This is a genomic window from Rhodovulum sp. PH10, assembly GCF_000293785.1.
Taxonomy (GTDB): Bacteria; Pseudomonadota; Alphaproteobacteria; order Rhizobiales; family Xanthobacteraceae; genus Rhodoplanes.
In genome coordinates, this window is sequence record NZ_AKZI01000066.1 from 18,490 (window position 1) to 32,572 (window position 14,083).

Genomic DNA, 14,083 nt, shown 5'->3' on the forward strand with positions numbered 1-14,083 from the left:
GCGGCACGCCCTCGTCGTCGAACAGTGCGGGCATCGGATTAGGCTCCCATCCAGCCGCCGCCGGCGCGGCGGGGGCTGCGGCGCTCGGTTTTCTGCATCGGCTGCTCGTAGGCGATCGCCATGAGACCGAAGGCGTCGGCGGCGTGGCTCGACCAGTCGTGCTCCGGCCCGAGGCCGATGGCTCGATCCTCGTCGCGACGCTCATGGTAGAAGGCCAGCGCCTCGCGCCCGGCCTCTGTCGTCTCGGCGTTGAACCAGATTCGCGGGAACAGCCGGCGCGCGGCTTGCACTCGCATCATGGCGGCGCCTCGCCCCTGGTTCGGGATCACGAGCGCCTCGAACCCGGCGTCCCTGACGTGATCCTCGTACCTCTTGCCGGTGATCGAGTTGGTGGCGACGCCATCGTGGGGCAGAACACATAGCGCGCTGCCGTGGCCGCGCGTCCGCAGCTCGTTGACGTAGTAGGAGAGCACCTGCCCGACGCCTTCGATGTAGTCGAGCACCCTGATCTCGCGGTCGACGAACTGCGCGACCCAAATGGACATCGCGTCGGCCGACGCTCCGGCGCCGCCGATATCCCAGAAGGCGCGCCGCTGCACGATCGGGTCGGGCGCCACCTTGCCGATCCGGCCCTCGGCCTTCGCGTCGGCGAGGTGCTTCGAAAAGTAGGCTCCCGTCGTCGCGGTCGCGTATCCGCCCTCCCAGATGTGATCGTAGTCGTCGGGGAAGTCGCGCATGCAGTCTCGGCGCTCCTGGTCGAGGACCGACGGAAACCACGGGTTATCGCGCCAGTTCGCCTGCACTACCGCCGCCCCGGTCGGCGGCGCCCCGCGCAGGAGGAGGTCGATCGGGTCTCCCTTCCGGCGAGGATTCCACGACGCCCAAATCTCGGAGCCCTCGGCGCGGATCGTCGGGCGAAGCAAGGTCAGAGACCGCGCCGATAGCGATTGTGCCTCCTCGATCCAGGCGCGTCGGAAGCCTTCCAAGCTCTTGATCGACTCGGCCGTGTGATCGGCCATGCCCTGAAAAATGATGGCGCCGTCGCCGGGCGTCTCGATCCGCTCGCGCCACACCTTGAAACCGTCGGCCTCGCCGAGGCGGTGCTCTTTCAGCTTGGCTTCGATCAGGCGTTTTGCCGAGTCGGCGAGTGTCTTCTGAACCTCGCGGATACAGACCGAGAGAAGCCCGCGCTCGGACAGCGCGTCCTCGATCAGCATCTCGGCGAAGAAGTGCGACTTCCCCGATCCCCGCCCGCCGTGGGCGCCCTTGTAGCGCGCCGGCTCGAGCAGAGGGACAAACACCTCAGCCGTCGGCATCCTCAGCGCGCGGCACGTTCGGTTTGACGATGACACGTTCGATTCGTCCCACGACCTCGACCGGACCCCCGTCGGCGCCGGTCACTTCGCTGGTGACCTTGTCGCCGTATTTCTTCGGCGCCATGCGGGCCATGAGCCATTTGCGCGCGTCGACCTGCAGCCGGCGGTGCCCAAGCATGTCCTCGCGGATCACCTTGTAACCGTCCGCGCTCTCCTCGCGCCGCTCGCCCTCCTGCGGCGTGTCGGCGATCGCGAGGATCTCCTCGGCCATGTGGTCTGCCTGCGCCTCACGCGCACGGGCGTACTGCTCGCGGAAGTCGCTGTGTTGCTGCAGCCAGCGGAACACAGTGCTCGCCGATGGCATGTCGCTCGCGGCGCAGATCATGCGAAGGCTCTGTCCATCGGACAGGCGCTCGCAGATCGCGTCAGCGATGTCCTGCGAGAACTCAGACGGCCGGCCCATCGCGCCCTCGCGCCCGCTCGGCGTGCATCAGGAAGGTCCGGAGCTGGTAGCCCTCGAGCGCCCAGAGCTGGGCGCGTGCGTTGTCGCGGGCGATCTTGCGGCCGAGCTCGGGATCGAAGTTCTCGGGGCTGGCACAGGCCGAGTGCCCGACGACCTGGAACTCGTTGCGGCACGTCAGCGCGCAGACGGTCAGAGTGGTGCCGGGGAAGACGTAATACGCCTCGCCCACGATCTGAGCGTCGAGGTGACCCGGCGTCACGCGTGTCGCGGTCTTTCCCTTCGCTCGGATCTCAGCTTCGACTTCGGTCTCATCCATCACACCCGCTCCAGCATCTGCAGCACCCGGAGCGCGACAAAGTCGGCGCGCGTCTCGTTGCAGCCCGTCTCCTCGACCACGATCCGAGCAACCTGGTCGCGCGGCCCGGCCGGCTCTGTGGCGACCTCGCCGGCGATCGCGCTCGGCAGCGGCAGCGGACCGCGCCCGAACACCCTTGGAAAGCGGCCGGTGATCACGTCGCCCATGTGCATGCACCTGTCGTAGAAGCTGACCATAGCGATGGCCCGTCGAATGGTGGCCGCCGCGTCACCGGCGGCCGCGTCCGCTTGCGCCCGGACCTTTGCGCTCGAGGCCGTGAGGAGAATCGGCCGAGCGGGACGGCGATCGGATGATCGGGGCGTGGGTGCCTTTCCGCAGGACGTGCGCGTCAGCGCCGTTCCAGCGGAACAGGTACTCGACCGCCCCTCGGTATTTCGGGTTGTCGAGGATGTAGCCGACCTGGGACGGGCGCCATGTCCCGCCGCGCTTGGTCGGCACCCGGTCGGCATTCAGTCGATCGGCGATCATCTGCAAGCGCAGCCCTTCGGCGCGCATCTCGAAAATCCGGCGGATGGTTTCGGCGGCATCCGTTGGGACGAGCCCACCTTCGCGATCCGTCTCGTAGCCGAGCGGCACCGAGCCGCAGGCATATCCGCCGCGCTCCGCCTTCTCTCTCCGGCCCGACCACGTCCGTTCCGTGATCGCCGCCCGCTCCTGCTCCGCCATGCCCGCGAGCACCGCGAAAATGGTCCGACCCATCGGGGTCGCGGTGTCGATCGGCTCGGTGACCGAGCGGATCACCACCCCATGCTGTTCGGCGAGGTCCTGCACCGCGGTGACCGCATAGACGATCTGCCGCGCGAGCCGATCGAATTTCCAGACGAGGAGCACCGAGTATGCACCCGCCGCGGCGAGTTCGATCAGCCGGGAAAAGCCCGGCCGCGAAGCCGGCGCCGTCGCCCCGGACACGCCCGGATCGGACACCACCTCGACCAGCTCGTAGCCTTGGGACTCGGCGAACGCTTTGACCGCGCGCTCTTGCGCGTCCAGCCCGTGTCCGGTGGTGGCCTGCTCCTCTGTCGACACCCGGACGTAAGCGGCGGCCCGCATCGCCGTGACGGCGCGGGCCTCGCTCGCTTCCTGCCGGCGAGCACGCAGACGTGCGACCCGGCGGGAGGCCAGCATATTCCGTTTATCCTATTGATATTTATGCGGTTTTGGCTCTGCCGCTGGTTTGTTTCCGAATGTTCTCGGACTTTCGGAAATCGCCCTGGTTGTAGGCCGAATGAGCAGCTTGACCCCACCTTCGATCGGGGCCAATTAGCCACGGCGATCACGCCGCGACCTCATTGAAGTAACCCGGCATCGGCCAAGCTGGCGAGATAGGCAGCGACGGTCTCGACCGCGGCGGGCATTAAGTCACCCGACCGGGCGCCTTTCCGCGGCGTGATCGCATCACCCCAGCCCGAACCCAGCCCGTCGCCGCTGCACCATTACGCGCCGGCCGCGCACCTCGATCACGGTCGGCTGGCCGGCGGCGATCGGCATCGGCCGGGCGCCCTGCTCACGCGCGATCGCCTCGATCTGGCGAGCGAGGTCGTCCTTGGTCTCGGTGAAGCGGTGCGGCCGGCGGTGGTCCGGAGGATCGAGCCGGCGGACCTGCCGCGCGAGATCGTAGAGGCGGGACAGGTCAGCCATGGCACCGGGCACAAAAAACGCGCCGGCGGTTACCCGCGGCGCGCATGAATTCGACCGTGAGAAATTCGCAGATTTTGCCTGTCGGGTCAACCCGCATCGCGGACTGTCCCGTATTGACACGCCTCCCGTTTGCTCTGCACCCAAACCTCGAGGGAACTCGCCGGGAAACACCATGAAAACAATGACTCGCGCCACCGGTCGGTACACCGATCGCCGCTCCGCCCGCGCGCCGGGCCAAGGCCTTGCACGCCCTCCTGCCTCGGACCGGGTGCGCACCGCGGTCGGCGCCGTGCCCGACCCGATGGAGCCGGGCGCCCGGCTGCTCGCCACCATCAACCGCCGGACCGACATCCTCGAACTGGAGCGATCGCACGGCCGGATCAGCGAGGCAGCCTATCAAACGGGCCGGATTCTTCAGGAGGCGTTCGAGCGACAATCCCGCCTCGGAAGCTCGAGCAACTGGAACGACGGCGGCCGGGTCGACATGAGCGAGCGCCGCGAGCTGGCGATCGGCTACGCCGTCCAGGACGCCCGAAAGGTGCTCGCGCTCCTCCGCCGGGTCGAGGAGGCGGTCGGCGTGGTCGGTGCCCGCATGCTCCGGGCGATCATCGGCGACCGGGTGCCCTTCGGAGCTTACGCCGAGGCGCGTGGCCGAGCCGGCGACCGGGCGGTGCGCGACGTCGCCGAGCGGTTCCGCTGGCTCCTCGAGGAGGTGGCCGATCACTTCGCCGCCCGCGGACCGGATCGTGGCCGGATCAGGTAGACCGAAACAGGTCAGCATTGCTGCCCCGCCATTTGGCGTGTGGTGCGTTTCACCTCTGCTCCGCCATGCTGGTAGCCGCCACCTTCGGCGCCGCGATCCCGTCCGCATTCAGCGCCGTGGCGAGGCGTTCCAGCGTCGCCCTCACCCGCCTGCGCTGCGATCCCCGGTCCCTGCCCCGCTCCCTCGCCTCCTCGCGCAGCCGCCGCGCCGCCTTGGCCCTCGCCCAGGTCAGCAGCTCGACCCGCTCGACCGAGGCCCGGTCGAGGTAGAGCGCGGTCAGCCTGATCAGGTCGAGTTCGCCGATCTCGCCGCCGATCGGCAGCAGCACGTTCGGCCCGGGCGCGTAGATCGGAAATCCCGGCATCCGGCGGAACGCCTCGACCAGGCAGTGGCCGACAAGCTCGGCGGTCCATGTCATGCCAGGAATATACGCCTATCATCGGCGGATTGCTCCGTTGACGGTCTCCTTCGACGTCACCGCTCGGCATCCGGCGTCGAGCGGGCTTCTCGGCGTGCTTCGAGATCGGCCAGGACTCGGGACAAATGTCCGCCGGCGGGCGACGCCGCATCGGCCGGAGACCGCGCCGGACGACTGACCCGAGGCCGCGATTTGGCCGGCGCGGGGAGAACGACGGTTGCGACCAGCACCGCGTCGAGGCGGTGGATCGCCATCCGGTACGGGATCAGCTCGGCGTCCGAGAGTGCGGCAAGCTTCGGCGCCGAGGGGCAGAACTCCCGGCACTCGGCCACCCGCCCGGTGCGGACCCGGTCGCACACCAGCTCGATCGCCCACCTCGGCCTGCCGGCGAGCGCGGCGAGATAGCCGGCCGCCACGGCTGCCGCCTCGTCCCCGGCTCTCTGCATCGACGGATAGACCATCATCATGCCGGCGAGCGCCGCCCCGAGGGCTTGGCGGTCGGCCGGCCCGAACGGCACCAGCGCCGCGCGCAGCCTCGCCACTCGGGCTACCAGCGCCTCGCGCTCGTCCGCCCGCAGCGCCCGGCGCAGCACCGGTCGGCCATAGCCGGCGCCCTCGAAGCCGGCGATCACCCGATCCGGGATTTCACGATCGGCCAACCGCTCGAAGGTGGCCGGCGGGCCGCTCGGTGCCTGCGTCACCGCCCTCGTCCGATCGGCTGAGGGCGACGTAGAGCGCGGCAAACCCGCCACGATGGCGTCCAGGCGTTGCATGGGGCACTCCGGGGCTCGGTGGGTCTACGGTCGGAAGGGGCTGGGATTGCCGGGCCAGCTCTCGGGCGACCGGCTTGGCGAAGTAGCCGATGGTCGACGGCGGGCCGTCGCGCTTGCCGGCCATGGCGGCGCGGGCGGCGACCCTGATCAGGTCGGCCGAGGCGCCCTGTCCGAGCCAGCTCTGCACGGTCATCGGCGCGCCGCACCAGCCGGGCGGCGTGTCCTGCCCCGTGCCGACGCCGGCGATGACGGCGACCTCGTCGGCGAGCGCTCGCGCCTCCGGCGTGACCAGGCTCGCCGGCTTCGGCGGTGGTGGTTCCGTGCCCACCGGCTCGGCTCGCTCGATCGGGATCGGCTCGGGGGCGCGCGCCCGCGCACCACCACCACCATCTTTTTCTGTTTCTGTATCTGTATCTGTATCTGGGGGCGTTTCAGAAACGGAGGATGAAACGTTTCGTTTTGCGCGGTATCTTCTGACACGATCCGTAGAACTATCTGATTTATATTGCCTTTCGTTCCAATTGTGCGGGGCGTACCCACTGTCTTTGCGGTCGATCAAGCCGACATCTAGCAGCCGCTCAAGGCCGCTTGAGAGGTGGTCTAAGCGGGCCTTGAGCAACCGCTTAAGGGTCTCTAAGGGCGGGATGAGCCCATCATTCTCGGCTGCAATGCCGAGAAGCGACACCCACAGCCGGAACTCCCGGTCGTTGAGACCAGCGACCTTCGGGTGCCGGAGCGCATCTGTGTAGAATCGAAACCACGGGTTCACGGCTCATCTCCACGGCACGAGGCGCAAGAAATATCGCTTATAGCGATCACTTCGGCTTGCGCCACTGATCGCTTTGAGCGATATTCACGTTCATGAAAACGGTCGTTCACGCCGCCTCCGCAGCCCGTCAGCGTCGCCGCCTCGAGGGGGAGACCCGCCAACGGATCGACGCCAAGCTCGTCCGCTACGCCGAGACCGGCGAGGGTGACGTGAAGCGGCTGACGGGCCGGCCGGGCATCCGGCTGCGGGTCGGCGACTGGCGGGTGATCTTCGTCGAGAACGACACCACCATCACGGTTCTCGCGGTCGGACACCGCCGCGAGATTTACGACTGAGAGGAGGCCGACATGGGCAAGCCCCAGATCATCGAGACCGAGGCCGGCGAAATCGTCGTCATGTCCCGCGCCGACTATGACGAGCTGGTTCGCCGCGCCGGCCCTACCGAAGCCGAGGAAGATGCAGGAACGGCCCGCATCGTCGCGGAGAGGTGCGCGCGCCTCACGAGCGGCGAAGAGACCACGATCCCGCACGAGGTCGTCGTGCGGATGGACGCCGAAAATCCCGTGCTGGTGCTGCGCGAATGGCGCGGCCTGACCCAGCGTGAGCTGGCCGAGGCAGTCGGCACCAGTCAGGGCTACCTGTCCGATCTCGAGAACGGCCGGCGCACCGGCTCGCCGGACGTGCTGGCGCGGATCGCCCGTCACCTCGGCGTGCCGCTCGATCTGCTGGTGTGACAACGGTTCGGCCATCGCCCTACTCCGCCGCCTGTGCGCGCTCTATCACCTCGACCCGGAGGCCTTCCGGGGCTTGGCCCCACTGCATCGTCAGTTTCCGCATGTTCTTCGGCGCGTCGTTCTCGATCAGCTCGATCCGCCGGAGGTAGTCCACGGTCGCCTTGGCGATGTTGTCGAGGTCTGATCCGGTCTGCCGTTCGTCGACTGTGATCACGACCTCGAAGCACACGATTTTGCGCAGCCTCAACGGACGGTCGGGGCGGCATTTTGCGACGAGCACGATGCCATCGGCCGTGTCGCGCCACCGTTTCAGCTTGCGCGACGCGCTCCAATCGACGCGCCGCGTCTCGTTGACGGAGGGTGGCACCGGAAGATCGATGATGGCCGCGGTCATCGGCGACATCACTGCATCGTGGCCCGCTCGATTGCCGAGCGACCGAGCGGCGTGTCGGCCAGCATGCCGAGCGCATGCATGTAGGTTTCCACGATGGCGTCGTGCTCGGCGAGCACATCACGATCCCACGTTCGCCGCTTGATGATTTCACGCAGCGCCTTCGTGTCGAACCCCGCCGCCTTCGCCTCGAGGTAGACATCGCGGATGTCTTCCCCGAGTGCCTTCTTTTCCTCGGTCAGTCGCTCGATCCGCTCGACGAAGCCGTGCAACTGATCAGACGTCGAGCGATCGACGTCGGCCTTCCGTCTCGCCATCTCCCTCTCCTTTCACCGCGTCCGACGGCCAATCCGCCGGAGATACCGTTTCAGGCGCTCGCGCTGCCACAGACGCACCAACCACAGCCTCAGCCGCAGCCACAGCAGCGTGATCAGTCCCGACGAGCGCCTTCGTGATTCCGATTTCATGCTCGAGCCGTTCGACTTGGCGCGCGCACTCGGCCTCGTAGGCCGCGCGGAGGCGCAAATACACGGATGCCCAGAGGTCTTTCGGCCGCCGGTAGCGAAGAGCCCAGAAGGTACGCGCAGGCACGCCGTATCGGCGCTCCAGGCGTGACCATGCATTCCGCATGTCACCCGGTCCGCGGCTCTCGGCTCGGGTGAGTTCGCGCGCCCAATGTGCGGCGTCGTCGATGTAGGCGGAGTCCGTCATTTGCTCCCCGCGCAAAGATTTTTTGCACATCCGAAATTCACTCTCTGCGACTGTGACCGTGTTGGATGGGTCACGGGCGCGCCTTGCCGGGCGCGGTCGCAGAGGAGATCGAGGATGGCGGCTGCCACGAGGGAGCGGACGAGCGGAGAGAGGGGGCCGAGCGACGCGGGGGCATTGCGCCGCCCGGCCCCAGGTGCGCGCCTTTCGGGGCGCGCGCACGCGCGTCGTATGGTCGACGCTGCGCATCAGGTGATCGTGATATTTTCGCGGTGCCGCCGGATCCAGCCGCGCACCGTCTCGACCGGCCGGCCGAGCGTGTCCGCGATGTCTTCCGAACTCCGGCCTTTGCGCCACAGCGCGATTGCGGCGCTCGGCCCGGTCTCGACATCGCGGCGCCAGCGGCGCGCGTATTCGGACTCGGAGATCATGCCGCGTCCTCCGGATTAGTGGCGGCCGCCCGCGTGCACGAGCGACCGCCCCGCCCTACCATCGCGATGCGACTCGAACCGATGGAGGACATTCGATGGATGCCGACGAACGAAGGATGAGGCTGATGGAGATGGCCGTGCAGCTCACGGCGGCAGCGATCGCCACCCCGAACATGCAGGTCCCTCTCTCCTCCGGGGAGAGCATCTCCGTCTGCGCCGAGCCGTACCGCGTGCTCCGCGCGATCTATGGTCGGCTGTCCCAGGAGTGGGATGCGATCGCGTCCGCTCATGACGACGGCCACGACTGACGAAGGAGCATGAGCTTCGCGGCCGCCGCGATGAGCTGCAGGGGGTGGGTGTCGTCATCGGCGCTGAGTTCGTATGCGCGCGCGATCAACGCATCCACCCTCTCGCGAAATTCGCGCTCTTTAGCGATCCACTCGGGGCTGCCCCACGGGGGGCTCTTGGGGGTGTCGATCATGCCGCGTCCTCTGCTGCGAGCCGCCCCGCGGTGGGGGGCGCTCATGACGTGTGCTCCTGAACAAGGGCTCGGATGATGCGGCTTTCCGCGCGCTTCTTCGCCGCAGCCTTGATCCGAGCCGATTTCCTTTCGCGGCGCTCGAGTGTTGGAAGGACCATCACCTCGGGCCAGTCCGGCACACGATCGACGCCAATGCCGCGCACCCGATCCACGAATGCGGCCAATCCATGCTCCAACCGGAACCACTCGTTATGAGAACGAAGGTTTGCATGGAGCCGATGCAGATCGGTTTCGTCGGCAAGGGTACCCGGCCACATGGCGATGAGGCGCACCGGGGACGCCGAGTGTTGGCATATCGTCGTGACCCGCGACGCCGGGTCGATCGAGTGACCGATCTTCACCAAGCCGCACATCGCCTCGACAACGTAGACGTACGTAGGACGGGGGTCGCGAAAGGTCATGCCGCGCCTCGCTCGGTGGTGGCTGTGCGTGAAAAGCGACGCTGCCGCCACCCACGCATCTGGGCGTGCGAAAGGCCTGGAAACCCCAAAGAGGGGGCGGCTTCGATGATCGCTCCCCAGTAGACAGGGGGGATCGAGTTCCGCGCCTTCATGGTGCGGATATGGCTCTCAGGCAGGCCGAGCAGTTCCGCCAGCGGCTCAAAGCCGATGCTGTCGATGAGGTCAGAAAATGGCTTGTCGTCGCGCATGGTTCAATGTCGCTACACTGAGTAGCGAGTCAAGTCAATACGGCATGTAGCTGTTTGTCCGCTACGTTGTGTGCCGATGGACCGCGAAGTGGAAATCCGAAAACGCCAGGGGGAGCGACTGCGCGCGGCGAGGATCGCGGCAGGATACCGGTCGGCGCGCGACGCCGCGTTATCAAACGGCTGGCCGGAAAGCTCCTATCGCGCCCATGAAGGCGGCACGCGGACAATCGGGCAGGATGATGCGGACCGGTATGCGCGTCGCTTCGTGGCAGCCGGAGCAAGAGTTTCGGCCCGGGATATCCTGTTTGGGGATCTCGATGATGCGCTCACAGCGCCGGCCGCGACCGTCCCTCTGGTCGGCTACGTCGGCGCCGGCGCCGAGACCTATTTCTTCAACGGCGACCAGGGCGAGCTGGGGCGGGTCGAGGCGCCAGACGGCGCCGGGCCGAGCACCGTCGCGGTGGAGATCCGCGGCGACAGCCTCGGCGCCTTCTTCAACAACTGGCTGGTCTTCTACGACGACGTGCGCCGGCCGATCACGCCGGACCTGATCGGCCGCCTCTGCATCGTCGGCCTGCCCGACGATCGCGTGCTCATCAAGAAGGTGCAGCGCAGTCGCACCCGCGGGCTCTTCCACCTTCTCTCGCAATTCGAGCCGCCGATCCTGGACGTCCCGGTCGAGTGGGCCGCCAAGGTGAAAAGCATGGTGCCGAAATGAAAGATGTGGGGCGAAAGACTATCACATGCCCGCGGTGCGGGGCGGTGGCAGATATGTCGGCGAGTGGCGCCTTCGTTGCTCTCCGAGATGGCGAGGCGACAAAGTGCCTGGCCCCCGATGGATTTCAGGGGTGCCCACACCTTGCGGCCGAGGTGCTTTCCAAATCTAGGAAGCTGCCGTCCGGAAAGTAGGTTCGGGCCGGGTGGCGTAGCGGTTCTCCTCGCTCCCACGCGCCCACATCACTCGCCACCAGGATCGTGACGCTGCCCTTCGGGTAACGGTCCGGAAGGTGCCCTGCATAGCGTTCAGCCATCGTCTGCGGCAATGCGAGCGCGGGTGTGACCGCCAGCACGGCGCACCCTGCAACGAATTCCCTCCGGTTTTTCACCGCCTTCCGTCTCCCCTGAGCCGCCGGCCGGCGGGCGCTCGACTCTTCACCGAGTCGCACTCAACATTTGCGGACTCGCAGCCCCAGGGCTCGAACCCATTGGGTCCAGGGGCACCATCAGAAGGGGCATACTCGTGTCAGAAGAGATCGAGAAGAAAAAGCTCGAAGCTTTGCAACGAATTGCAGACAATCTGTCTCGCATATCGCTCGAGCTTTCGAACATCAAGGTGATTGTTCAGAGCCTCCCGAAACGATGAACTCGTAGATGCTTCTCGCCCGAGCAATGATCACCTCCGACGGCTCGCCTCCGCCGGAGGTGAAGCGTGCGCTCAACTCGACCGCCTCGACACGCAATCGTTCTGCCCGCTCCCGATCGCTGATCTCGGACCCGTTACGACCATCCATCGCTTCTCTCCTCCCCTGAGCCGCCGGCCGGCGGGCGCTCGACTCGCCGCCCTCGGCGGTCGACACTTCCAATGCGGGCCGGGGTGAGTCCCGCCGGTCGCGACGGCAGGCTCCTCACCCCGAACCCCGCATCCCACGGCCCTGAAGAGCATGGCCGGCGGCGCGACGCTGCTGGCCGGCCACGTCAGGGGCGCGACGTGGGGCCGCCCGAAGCGATGCTAGCTCGCGGAGGGCGGGCCGATGCGCCCGTGAACGGCGGCTCATTCGTTCGACGGGACGTAAGACGCAACCCGAAAGGGTCGCGCCGGCGTGACCCGGAGGGCTGGCCCGATGAGGCCGACAATCCGAGTCCAAGTCACGATCAAGCTCGATCTCGCCCAGATCCTTTTCGGGGTCGCGGCGATCATCGCAGCCTTGACGTGACGGGAGGGGGTCCGGGCAACCGGGCCCCCGTTTTCGTTCCGGCGACATGCCGGCGGCCGCAGGAATCAGCCGGCTCACCTCGAAAGATCGTCCCGATAGGCGCGACCGATATAGGGGGCGACGATATCGTTCATCCGGTCGACTTCGTCGACTGCCAGCCTCTCGAAAACCGGCAGCTTCGGCCGAAGACGGTGATTGATCCGAAGCGCCACCAAATCGTCCGGCCGGATCAGGTGATCGACGATTGCAAGGCCTGCCTGCACCAAATCCTGCTGCAAGACCGAGGTCGACCACCGACCCGGCTCGGCGAGGTTCATGGTCTCCGCCCTGAACACCCAATAGGCAAGCAAATCGGCCGCCTGAAGTGCCCCTGCGTCGCGTTTGCCCTTGAAGGTGAGGCAGATCAGGGCTCCGCGCCACCTGAAATCCGGATCGTGCTTCGTCTCCGAGTAGACGCGCGCCGCGTCGCCGACATTGCGGTGCCCGTCTTCGAGGACGAAGCAGATCTTTCCGTCCGGATGCCGGCGCCGATGCAGGCTCGCCATCGAGCGCAGCACCGACCGGAAGCAGAGCGCGTAGCGCGAATCCAGCCGCTCCCGCCGTGCGGCGGGCGGCGTCTGGTAGAGTTCGAGGTAATCGCGCTCGTAGAGCACGGTCTTCGTCGCGAACAGATCGCGCTCTTGGAGCACGTAGAGGATGTCGGCCCACAGCCGCTTCACCTGCTCGCGGGTCCAGCCGCGGTGCTCTTTCTGACGGTGGAACAGGTGCTTGGCGTGGACGTGAGTGAGGCCGTAGGCGCGCAGCACCTTCGCCCACTCGATCTCCAGTCTCGCCCACTCCTCGGTCCGGCCGGCGAACCCGGCAATCACCGTCAGCGGGGACGCCCCGTGTGTCCCGCTCTCGTCGTAATAGGCCGCCAGCGGCAAGAACGTCGCCTCCAGAGGGTTGGAGGCGAACAGTAGCATCGCCAAGCGGCCGGTCGAAGTGCGATTCAGGAGCGCCGACAGGGCGGCAGGGGGTGAGACCGACATGGCTGTAGGATAGCGCGCGCGGCGGGCGAGGCAAGGGCGAACGGCCAAAATCGCTACATCATGTATTGACTGACTTCGCTACATAGCGTAGCGTCTCTCCATCAACCGATGGAGAGCCCGATGGCCTTTTCCGTTTCCAATGTGTCCCGTGTCTCCGCCGAGTTCCACGACATCTCGCGCCGTGACCCCTACGGGCTCTCGTCCGCGGACGCCTACCGGCTGACGTTCATCAACCTGCGCTTCGCCGGAGACCTCGGCACGTTCACGCCGCTGATGGTCTCGTTCAACGGCGAAGCCGGCGCCGCCTACGCCCGCGGCCTCGCCGACGCGATCAACGCGTTCAACCGCTCCTTCTTCTGCGAGGCCGAGGCCGAGATCGCCCCGGCCGCCGCTGCGGAGTGATCGGGATGAACACCGTCAGCAATCCCGATCAGACCGGTACGGCCGAAGTCAAGACCGTCGTCGCCTACAAAGGCTTCGACAATCAGCTCTGCTGCCGCGGCTATCAGTTCGAGGTCGGCCGGACCTACGAGCACGTTGGTAAAGTCGAGGCCTGCGCCTCCGGCTTTCACGCCTGCGAACACCCGCTCGATGTGTTCAGCTATTACGCGCCGGCCGGCAGCCGCTTCGCCGAGGTGACTCTCGGTGGTGAGATGGACAGCAACGACAGCGATACGAAGATCGCTGCGGCGAAGATCACGATCGACGTCGAACTGTCGATCGGGGACCTCGTGAAGCGCGCCTGGGACTATGTCTGGTCGCGCGCCGTGCTGGCGCCCGGCAGTGAGGCCACTGGCGATCGGGGCGCGGCCTCCGCCACCGGCGATCGGGGCGCGGCCTCCGCCACCGGCAATCGGGGCGCGGCCTCCGCCACTGGCAATTGGGGCGCGGCCTCCGCCACTGGCGATTGGGGCGCGGCCTCCGCCACTGGCTATCAGGGCGCGGCCTCCGCCACTGGCAATTGGGGCGCGGCCTCCGCCACTGGCGATTGGGGCGCGGCCTCCGCCACCGGCAATTGGGGCGCGGCCTCCGCCACTGGCGATTGGGGCGCGGCCTCCGCCACTGGCTATCAGGGCGCGGCCTCCGCCACTGGCAATTGGGGCGCGGCCTCCGCCACTGGCGATTGGGGCGCGGCCTCCGCCACCGGC

24 protein-coding genes are annotated in these 14,083 nt (G+C 67.2%); 7 read left to right on the forward strand and 17 right to left on the reverse strand.

The window, feature by feature from the left end:
- Positions 1–38: 38 nt before the first annotated feature.
- From A33M_RS11910 to A33M_RS11935, 6 genes are all read right to left on the reverse strand, one after another.
- Positions 39–1,316 carry a PBSX family phage terminase large subunit gene (locus tag A33M_RS11910; RefSeq protein WP_040620341.1) on the reverse strand — a complete coding sequence of 426 codons (1,278 nt, stop codon included), beginning with the start codon at positions 1,314–1,316 and terminating at the stop codon, positions 39–41.
- A complete protein-coding gene (locus A33M_RS11915) occupies positions 1,303–1,779 on the reverse strand; it encodes a hypothetical protein (RefSeq protein WP_008387408.1) in 477 nt (158 codons plus the stop codon). The genes A33M_RS11910 and A33M_RS11915 overlap by 14 nt, the downstream gene beginning before the upstream one ends.
- Positions 1,763–2,095 carry a Gp49 family protein gene (locus A33M_RS11920; RefSeq protein ID WP_052027026.1) on the reverse strand — a complete coding sequence of 111 codons (333 nt, stop codon included), beginning with the start codon at positions 2,093–2,095 and terminating at the stop codon, positions 1,763–1,765. The genes A33M_RS11915 and A33M_RS11920 overlap by 17 nt, the downstream gene beginning before the upstream one ends.
- On the reverse strand, positions 2,095–2,307 hold the full coding sequence (locus A33M_RS11925; protein WP_008387412.1) for a hypothetical protein: 213 nt from the start codon (positions 2,305–2,307) through the stop codon (positions 2,095–2,097). Before A33M_RS11925 ends, A33M_RS11920 begins: the two co-directional genes overlap by 1 nt.
- Positions 2,308–2,362: 55 nt before the next feature.
- The gene (locus tag A33M_RS11930) at positions 2,363–3,280 is read right to left on the reverse strand and encodes a recombinase family protein (protein WP_008387413.1); all 918 of its coding nucleotides are present in this window, start codon (positions 3,278–3,280) and stop codon (positions 2,363–2,365) included.
- 270 nt (positions 3,281–3,550) lie between these two features.
- Positions 3,551–3,793, reverse strand: coding sequence for a hypothetical protein (locus A33M_RS11935; RefSeq protein WP_008387414.1), 243 nt, complete (start codon positions 3,791–3,793; stop codon positions 3,551–3,553).
- A gap of 172 nt (positions 3,794–3,965) precedes the next feature.
- On the opposite strand from A33M_RS11935, the gene A33M_RS11940 reads away from it, so the two are divergent.
- The gene (locus A33M_RS11940; protein ID WP_157223448.1) at positions 3,966–4,556 is read left to right on the forward strand and encodes a hypothetical protein; all 591 of its coding nucleotides are present in this window, start codon (positions 3,966–3,968) and stop codon (positions 4,554–4,556) included.
- A 49-nt stretch (positions 4,557–4,605) separates the two neighbouring features.
- On the opposite strand, the gene A33M_RS11945 is transcribed toward A33M_RS11940, so the two are convergent.
- The 3 genes from A33M_RS11945 to A33M_RS23935 are packed head-to-tail and all read right to left on the reverse strand — an operon-like array spanning position 4,606 to position 6,516.
- Entirely contained in the window at positions 4,606–4,974 is a 369-nt protein-coding gene (locus A33M_RS11945; protein WP_008387416.1) for a hypothetical protein, read from the reverse strand.
- 56 nt (positions 4,975–5,030) lie between these two features.
- Positions 5,031–5,675, reverse strand: a complete 645-nt coding sequence (locus A33M_RS11950) for a hypothetical protein (protein ID WP_040620342.1) — start codon at positions 5,673–5,675, stop codon at positions 5,031–5,033.
- Positions 5,620–6,516, reverse strand: coding sequence for a hypothetical protein (locus tag A33M_RS23935; RefSeq protein ID WP_157223449.1), 897 nt, complete (start codon positions 6,514–6,516; stop codon positions 5,620–5,622). The genes A33M_RS11950 and A33M_RS23935 overlap by 56 nt, the downstream gene beginning before the upstream one ends.
- A 92-nt stretch (positions 6,517–6,608) precedes the next feature.
- Between A33M_RS23935 and A33M_RS11960 the strand changes: the two genes are divergently transcribed.
- Positions 6,609–6,851: a type II toxin-antitoxin system RelE family toxin gene (locus A33M_RS11960; RefSeq protein WP_008387422.1), complete on the forward strand. Its 243-nt coding sequence runs from the start codon at positions 6,609–6,611 to the stop codon at positions 6,849–6,851.
- A gap of 12 nt (positions 6,852–6,863) precedes the next feature.
- Positions 6,864–7,250 (forward strand): helix-turn-helix domain-containing protein, encoded by a 387-nt coding sequence (locus A33M_RS24930; protein WP_008387425.1) that lies wholly within the window; start codon positions 6,864–6,866, stop codon positions 7,248–7,250.
- Positions 7,251–7,269: 19 nt separating this feature from the next.
- On the opposite strand, the gene A33M_RS11970 is transcribed toward A33M_RS24930, so the two are convergent.
- The 3 genes from A33M_RS11970 to A33M_RS11980 all read right to left on the reverse strand — a co-directional run bounded on the left by A33M_RS11970 (position 7,270) and on the right by A33M_RS11980 (position 8,780).
- Positions 7,270–7,653 (reverse strand): hypothetical protein, encoded by a 384-nt coding sequence (locus tag A33M_RS11970; protein ID WP_008387428.1) that lies wholly within the window; start codon positions 7,651–7,653, stop codon positions 7,270–7,272.
- Positions 7,653–7,958, reverse strand: coding sequence for a DUF2312 domain-containing protein (locus A33M_RS11975; RefSeq protein ID WP_008387429.1), 306 nt, complete (start codon positions 7,956–7,958; stop codon positions 7,653–7,655). Before A33M_RS11975 ends, A33M_RS11970 begins: the two co-directional genes overlap by 1 nt.
- A gap of 639 nt (positions 7,959–8,597) precedes the next feature.
- Entirely contained in the window at positions 8,598–8,780 is a 183-nt protein-coding gene (locus A33M_RS11980) for a helix-turn-helix domain-containing protein (protein WP_008387431.1), read from the reverse strand.
- A 95-nt stretch (positions 8,781–8,875) separates the two neighbouring features.
- Between A33M_RS11980 and A33M_RS11985 the strand changes: the two genes are divergently transcribed.
- Positions 8,876–9,088 (forward strand): hypothetical protein, encoded by a 213-nt coding sequence (locus A33M_RS11985; RefSeq protein ID WP_008387434.1) that lies wholly within the window; start codon positions 8,876–8,878, stop codon positions 9,086–9,088.
- Here the strand turns inward: A33M_RS11985 and A33M_RS11990 are convergent.
- From A33M_RS11990 to A33M_RS12000, 3 genes are read right to left on the reverse strand one after another with little or no spacing between them, the layout of a single operon-like run.
- Positions 9,067–9,261: a hypothetical protein gene (locus A33M_RS11990; RefSeq protein ID WP_040620345.1), complete on the reverse strand. Its 195-nt coding sequence runs from the start codon at positions 9,259–9,261 to the stop codon at positions 9,067–9,069. The two genes, A33M_RS11985 and A33M_RS11990, sit on opposite strands and share 22 nt — an antisense overlap.
- 41 nt (positions 9,262–9,302) lie before the next feature.
- Entirely contained in the window at positions 9,303–9,722 is a 420-nt protein-coding gene (locus A33M_RS11995) for a GIY-YIG nuclease family protein (RefSeq protein WP_040620347.1), read from the reverse strand.
- Positions 9,719–9,970 carry a hypothetical protein gene (locus A33M_RS12000; RefSeq protein ID WP_040620349.1) on the reverse strand — a complete coding sequence of 84 codons (252 nt, stop codon included), beginning with the start codon at positions 9,968–9,970 and terminating at the stop codon, positions 9,719–9,721. The genes A33M_RS11995 and A33M_RS12000 overlap by 4 nt, the downstream gene beginning before the upstream one ends.
- 76 nt (positions 9,971–10,046) lie before the next feature.
- Between A33M_RS12000 and A33M_RS12005 the strand changes: the two genes are divergently transcribed.
- Complete coding sequence (locus A33M_RS12005; protein ID WP_040620351.1) at positions 10,047–10,688, forward strand: hypothetical protein; 642 nt, start codon at positions 10,047–10,049, stop codon at positions 10,686–10,688.
- 610 nt (positions 10,689–11,298) lie between these two features.
- On the opposite strand, the gene A33M_RS23940 is transcribed toward A33M_RS12005, so the two are convergent.
- Positions 11,299–11,481, reverse strand: coding sequence for a hypothetical protein (locus A33M_RS23940; protein ID WP_157223450.1), 183 nt, complete (start codon positions 11,479–11,481; stop codon positions 11,299–11,301).
- Between the two features lie 497 nt (positions 11,482–11,978).
- The gene (locus A33M_RS12010; RefSeq protein WP_008387440.1) at positions 11,979–12,830 is read right to left on the reverse strand and encodes a DUF3800 domain-containing protein; all 852 of its coding nucleotides are present in this window, start codon (positions 12,828–12,830) and stop codon (positions 11,979–11,981) included.
- Positions 12,831–13,055: 225 nt separating this feature from the next.
- On the opposite strand from A33M_RS12010, the gene A33M_RS12015 reads away from it, so the two are divergent.
- On the forward strand, positions 13,056–13,337 hold the full coding sequence (locus A33M_RS12015; protein WP_008387441.1) for a hypothetical protein: 282 nt from the start codon (positions 13,056–13,058) through the stop codon (positions 13,335–13,337).
- A 5-nt stretch (positions 13,338–13,342) separates the two neighbouring features.
- Positions 13,343–14,083: DUF7666 domain-containing protein (locus A33M_RS12020; protein WP_040620360.1), on the forward strand; the 741-nt coding region annotated here is incomplete at its 3' end.

What these genes read in the sequence shown, in the direction of transcription:
- A33M_RS11945 (WP_008387416.1), bottom strand. Translation starts at nt 4,974, where the DNA reads ATGACATGGACCGCCGAGCTTGTCGGCCACTGCCTGGTCGAGGCGTTC.
- A33M_RS11910 (WP_040620341.1), bottom strand. Translation starts at nt 1,316, where the DNA reads ATGCCGACGGCTGAGGTGTTTGTCCCTCTGCTCGAGCCGGCGCGCTAC.
- A33M_RS23940 (WP_157223450.1), bottom strand. Translation starts at nt 11,481, where the DNA reads ATGGATGGTCGTAACGGGTCCGAGATCAGCGATCGGGAGCGGGCAGAA.
- A33M_RS11920 (WP_052027026.1), bottom strand. Translation starts at nt 2,095, where the DNA reads ATGGATGAGACCGAAGTCGAAGCTGAGATCCGAGCGAAGGGAAAGACC.
- A33M_RS24930 (WP_008387425.1), top strand. Translation starts at nt 6,864, where the DNA reads ATGGGCAAGCCCCAGATCATCGAGACCGAGGCCGGCGAAATCGTCGTC.
- A33M_RS11970 (WP_008387428.1), bottom strand. Translation starts at nt 7,653, where the DNA reads ATGTCGCCGATGACCGCGGCCATCATCGATCTTCCGGTGCCACCCTCC.
- A33M_RS11915 (WP_008387408.1), bottom strand. Translation starts at nt 1,779, where the DNA reads ATGGGCCGGCCGTCTGAGTTCTCGCAGGACATCGCTGACGCGATCTGC.
- A33M_RS12005 (WP_040620351.1), top strand. Translation starts at nt 10,047, where the DNA reads ATGGACCGCGAAGTGGAAATCCGAAAACGCCAGGGGGAGCGACTGCGC.
- A33M_RS11990 (WP_040620345.1), bottom strand. Translation starts at nt 9,261, where the DNA reads ATGATCGACACCCCCAAGAGCCCCCCGTGGGGCAGCCCCGAGTGGATC.
- A33M_RS11960 (WP_008387422.1), top strand. Translation starts at nt 6,609, where the DNA reads ATGAAAACGGTCGTTCACGCCGCCTCCGCAGCCCGTCAGCGTCGCCGC.
- A33M_RS12000 (WP_040620349.1), bottom strand. Translation starts at nt 9,970, where the DNA reads ATGCGCGACGACAAGCCATTTTCTGACCTCATCGACAGCATCGGCTTT.
- A33M_RS11925 (WP_008387412.1), bottom strand. Translation starts at nt 2,307, where the DNA reads ATGCACATGGGCGACGTGATCACCGGCCGCTTTCCAAGGGTGTTCGGG.
- A33M_RS12015 (WP_008387441.1), top strand. Translation starts at nt 13,056, where the DNA reads ATGGCCTTTTCCGTTTCCAATGTGTCCCGTGTCTCCGCCGAGTTCCAC.
- A33M_RS11975 (WP_008387429.1), bottom strand. Translation starts at nt 7,958, where the DNA reads ATGGCGAGACGGAAGGCCGACGTCGATCGCTCGACGTCTGATCAGTTG.
- A33M_RS11985 (WP_008387434.1), top strand. Translation starts at nt 8,876, where the DNA reads ATGGATGCCGACGAACGAAGGATGAGGCTGATGGAGATGGCCGTGCAG.
- A33M_RS11980 (WP_008387431.1), bottom strand. Translation starts at nt 8,780, where the DNA reads ATGATCTCCGAGTCCGAATACGCGCGCCGCTGGCGCCGCGATGTCGAG.
- A33M_RS11930 (WP_008387413.1), bottom strand. Translation starts at nt 3,280, where the DNA reads ATGCTGGCCTCCCGCCGGGTCGCACGTCTGCGTGCTCGCCGGCAGGAA.
- A33M_RS11935 (WP_008387414.1), bottom strand. Translation starts at nt 3,793, where the DNA reads ATGGCTGACCTGTCCCGCCTCTACGATCTCGCGCGGCAGGTCCGCCGG.
- A33M_RS11995 (WP_040620347.1), bottom strand. Translation starts at nt 9,722, where the DNA reads ATGACCTTTCGCGACCCCCGTCCTACGTACGTCTACGTTGTCGAGGCG.
- A33M_RS11940 (WP_157223448.1), top strand. Translation starts at nt 3,966, where the DNA reads ATGAAAACAATGACTCGCGCCACCGGTCGGTACACCGATCGCCGCTCC.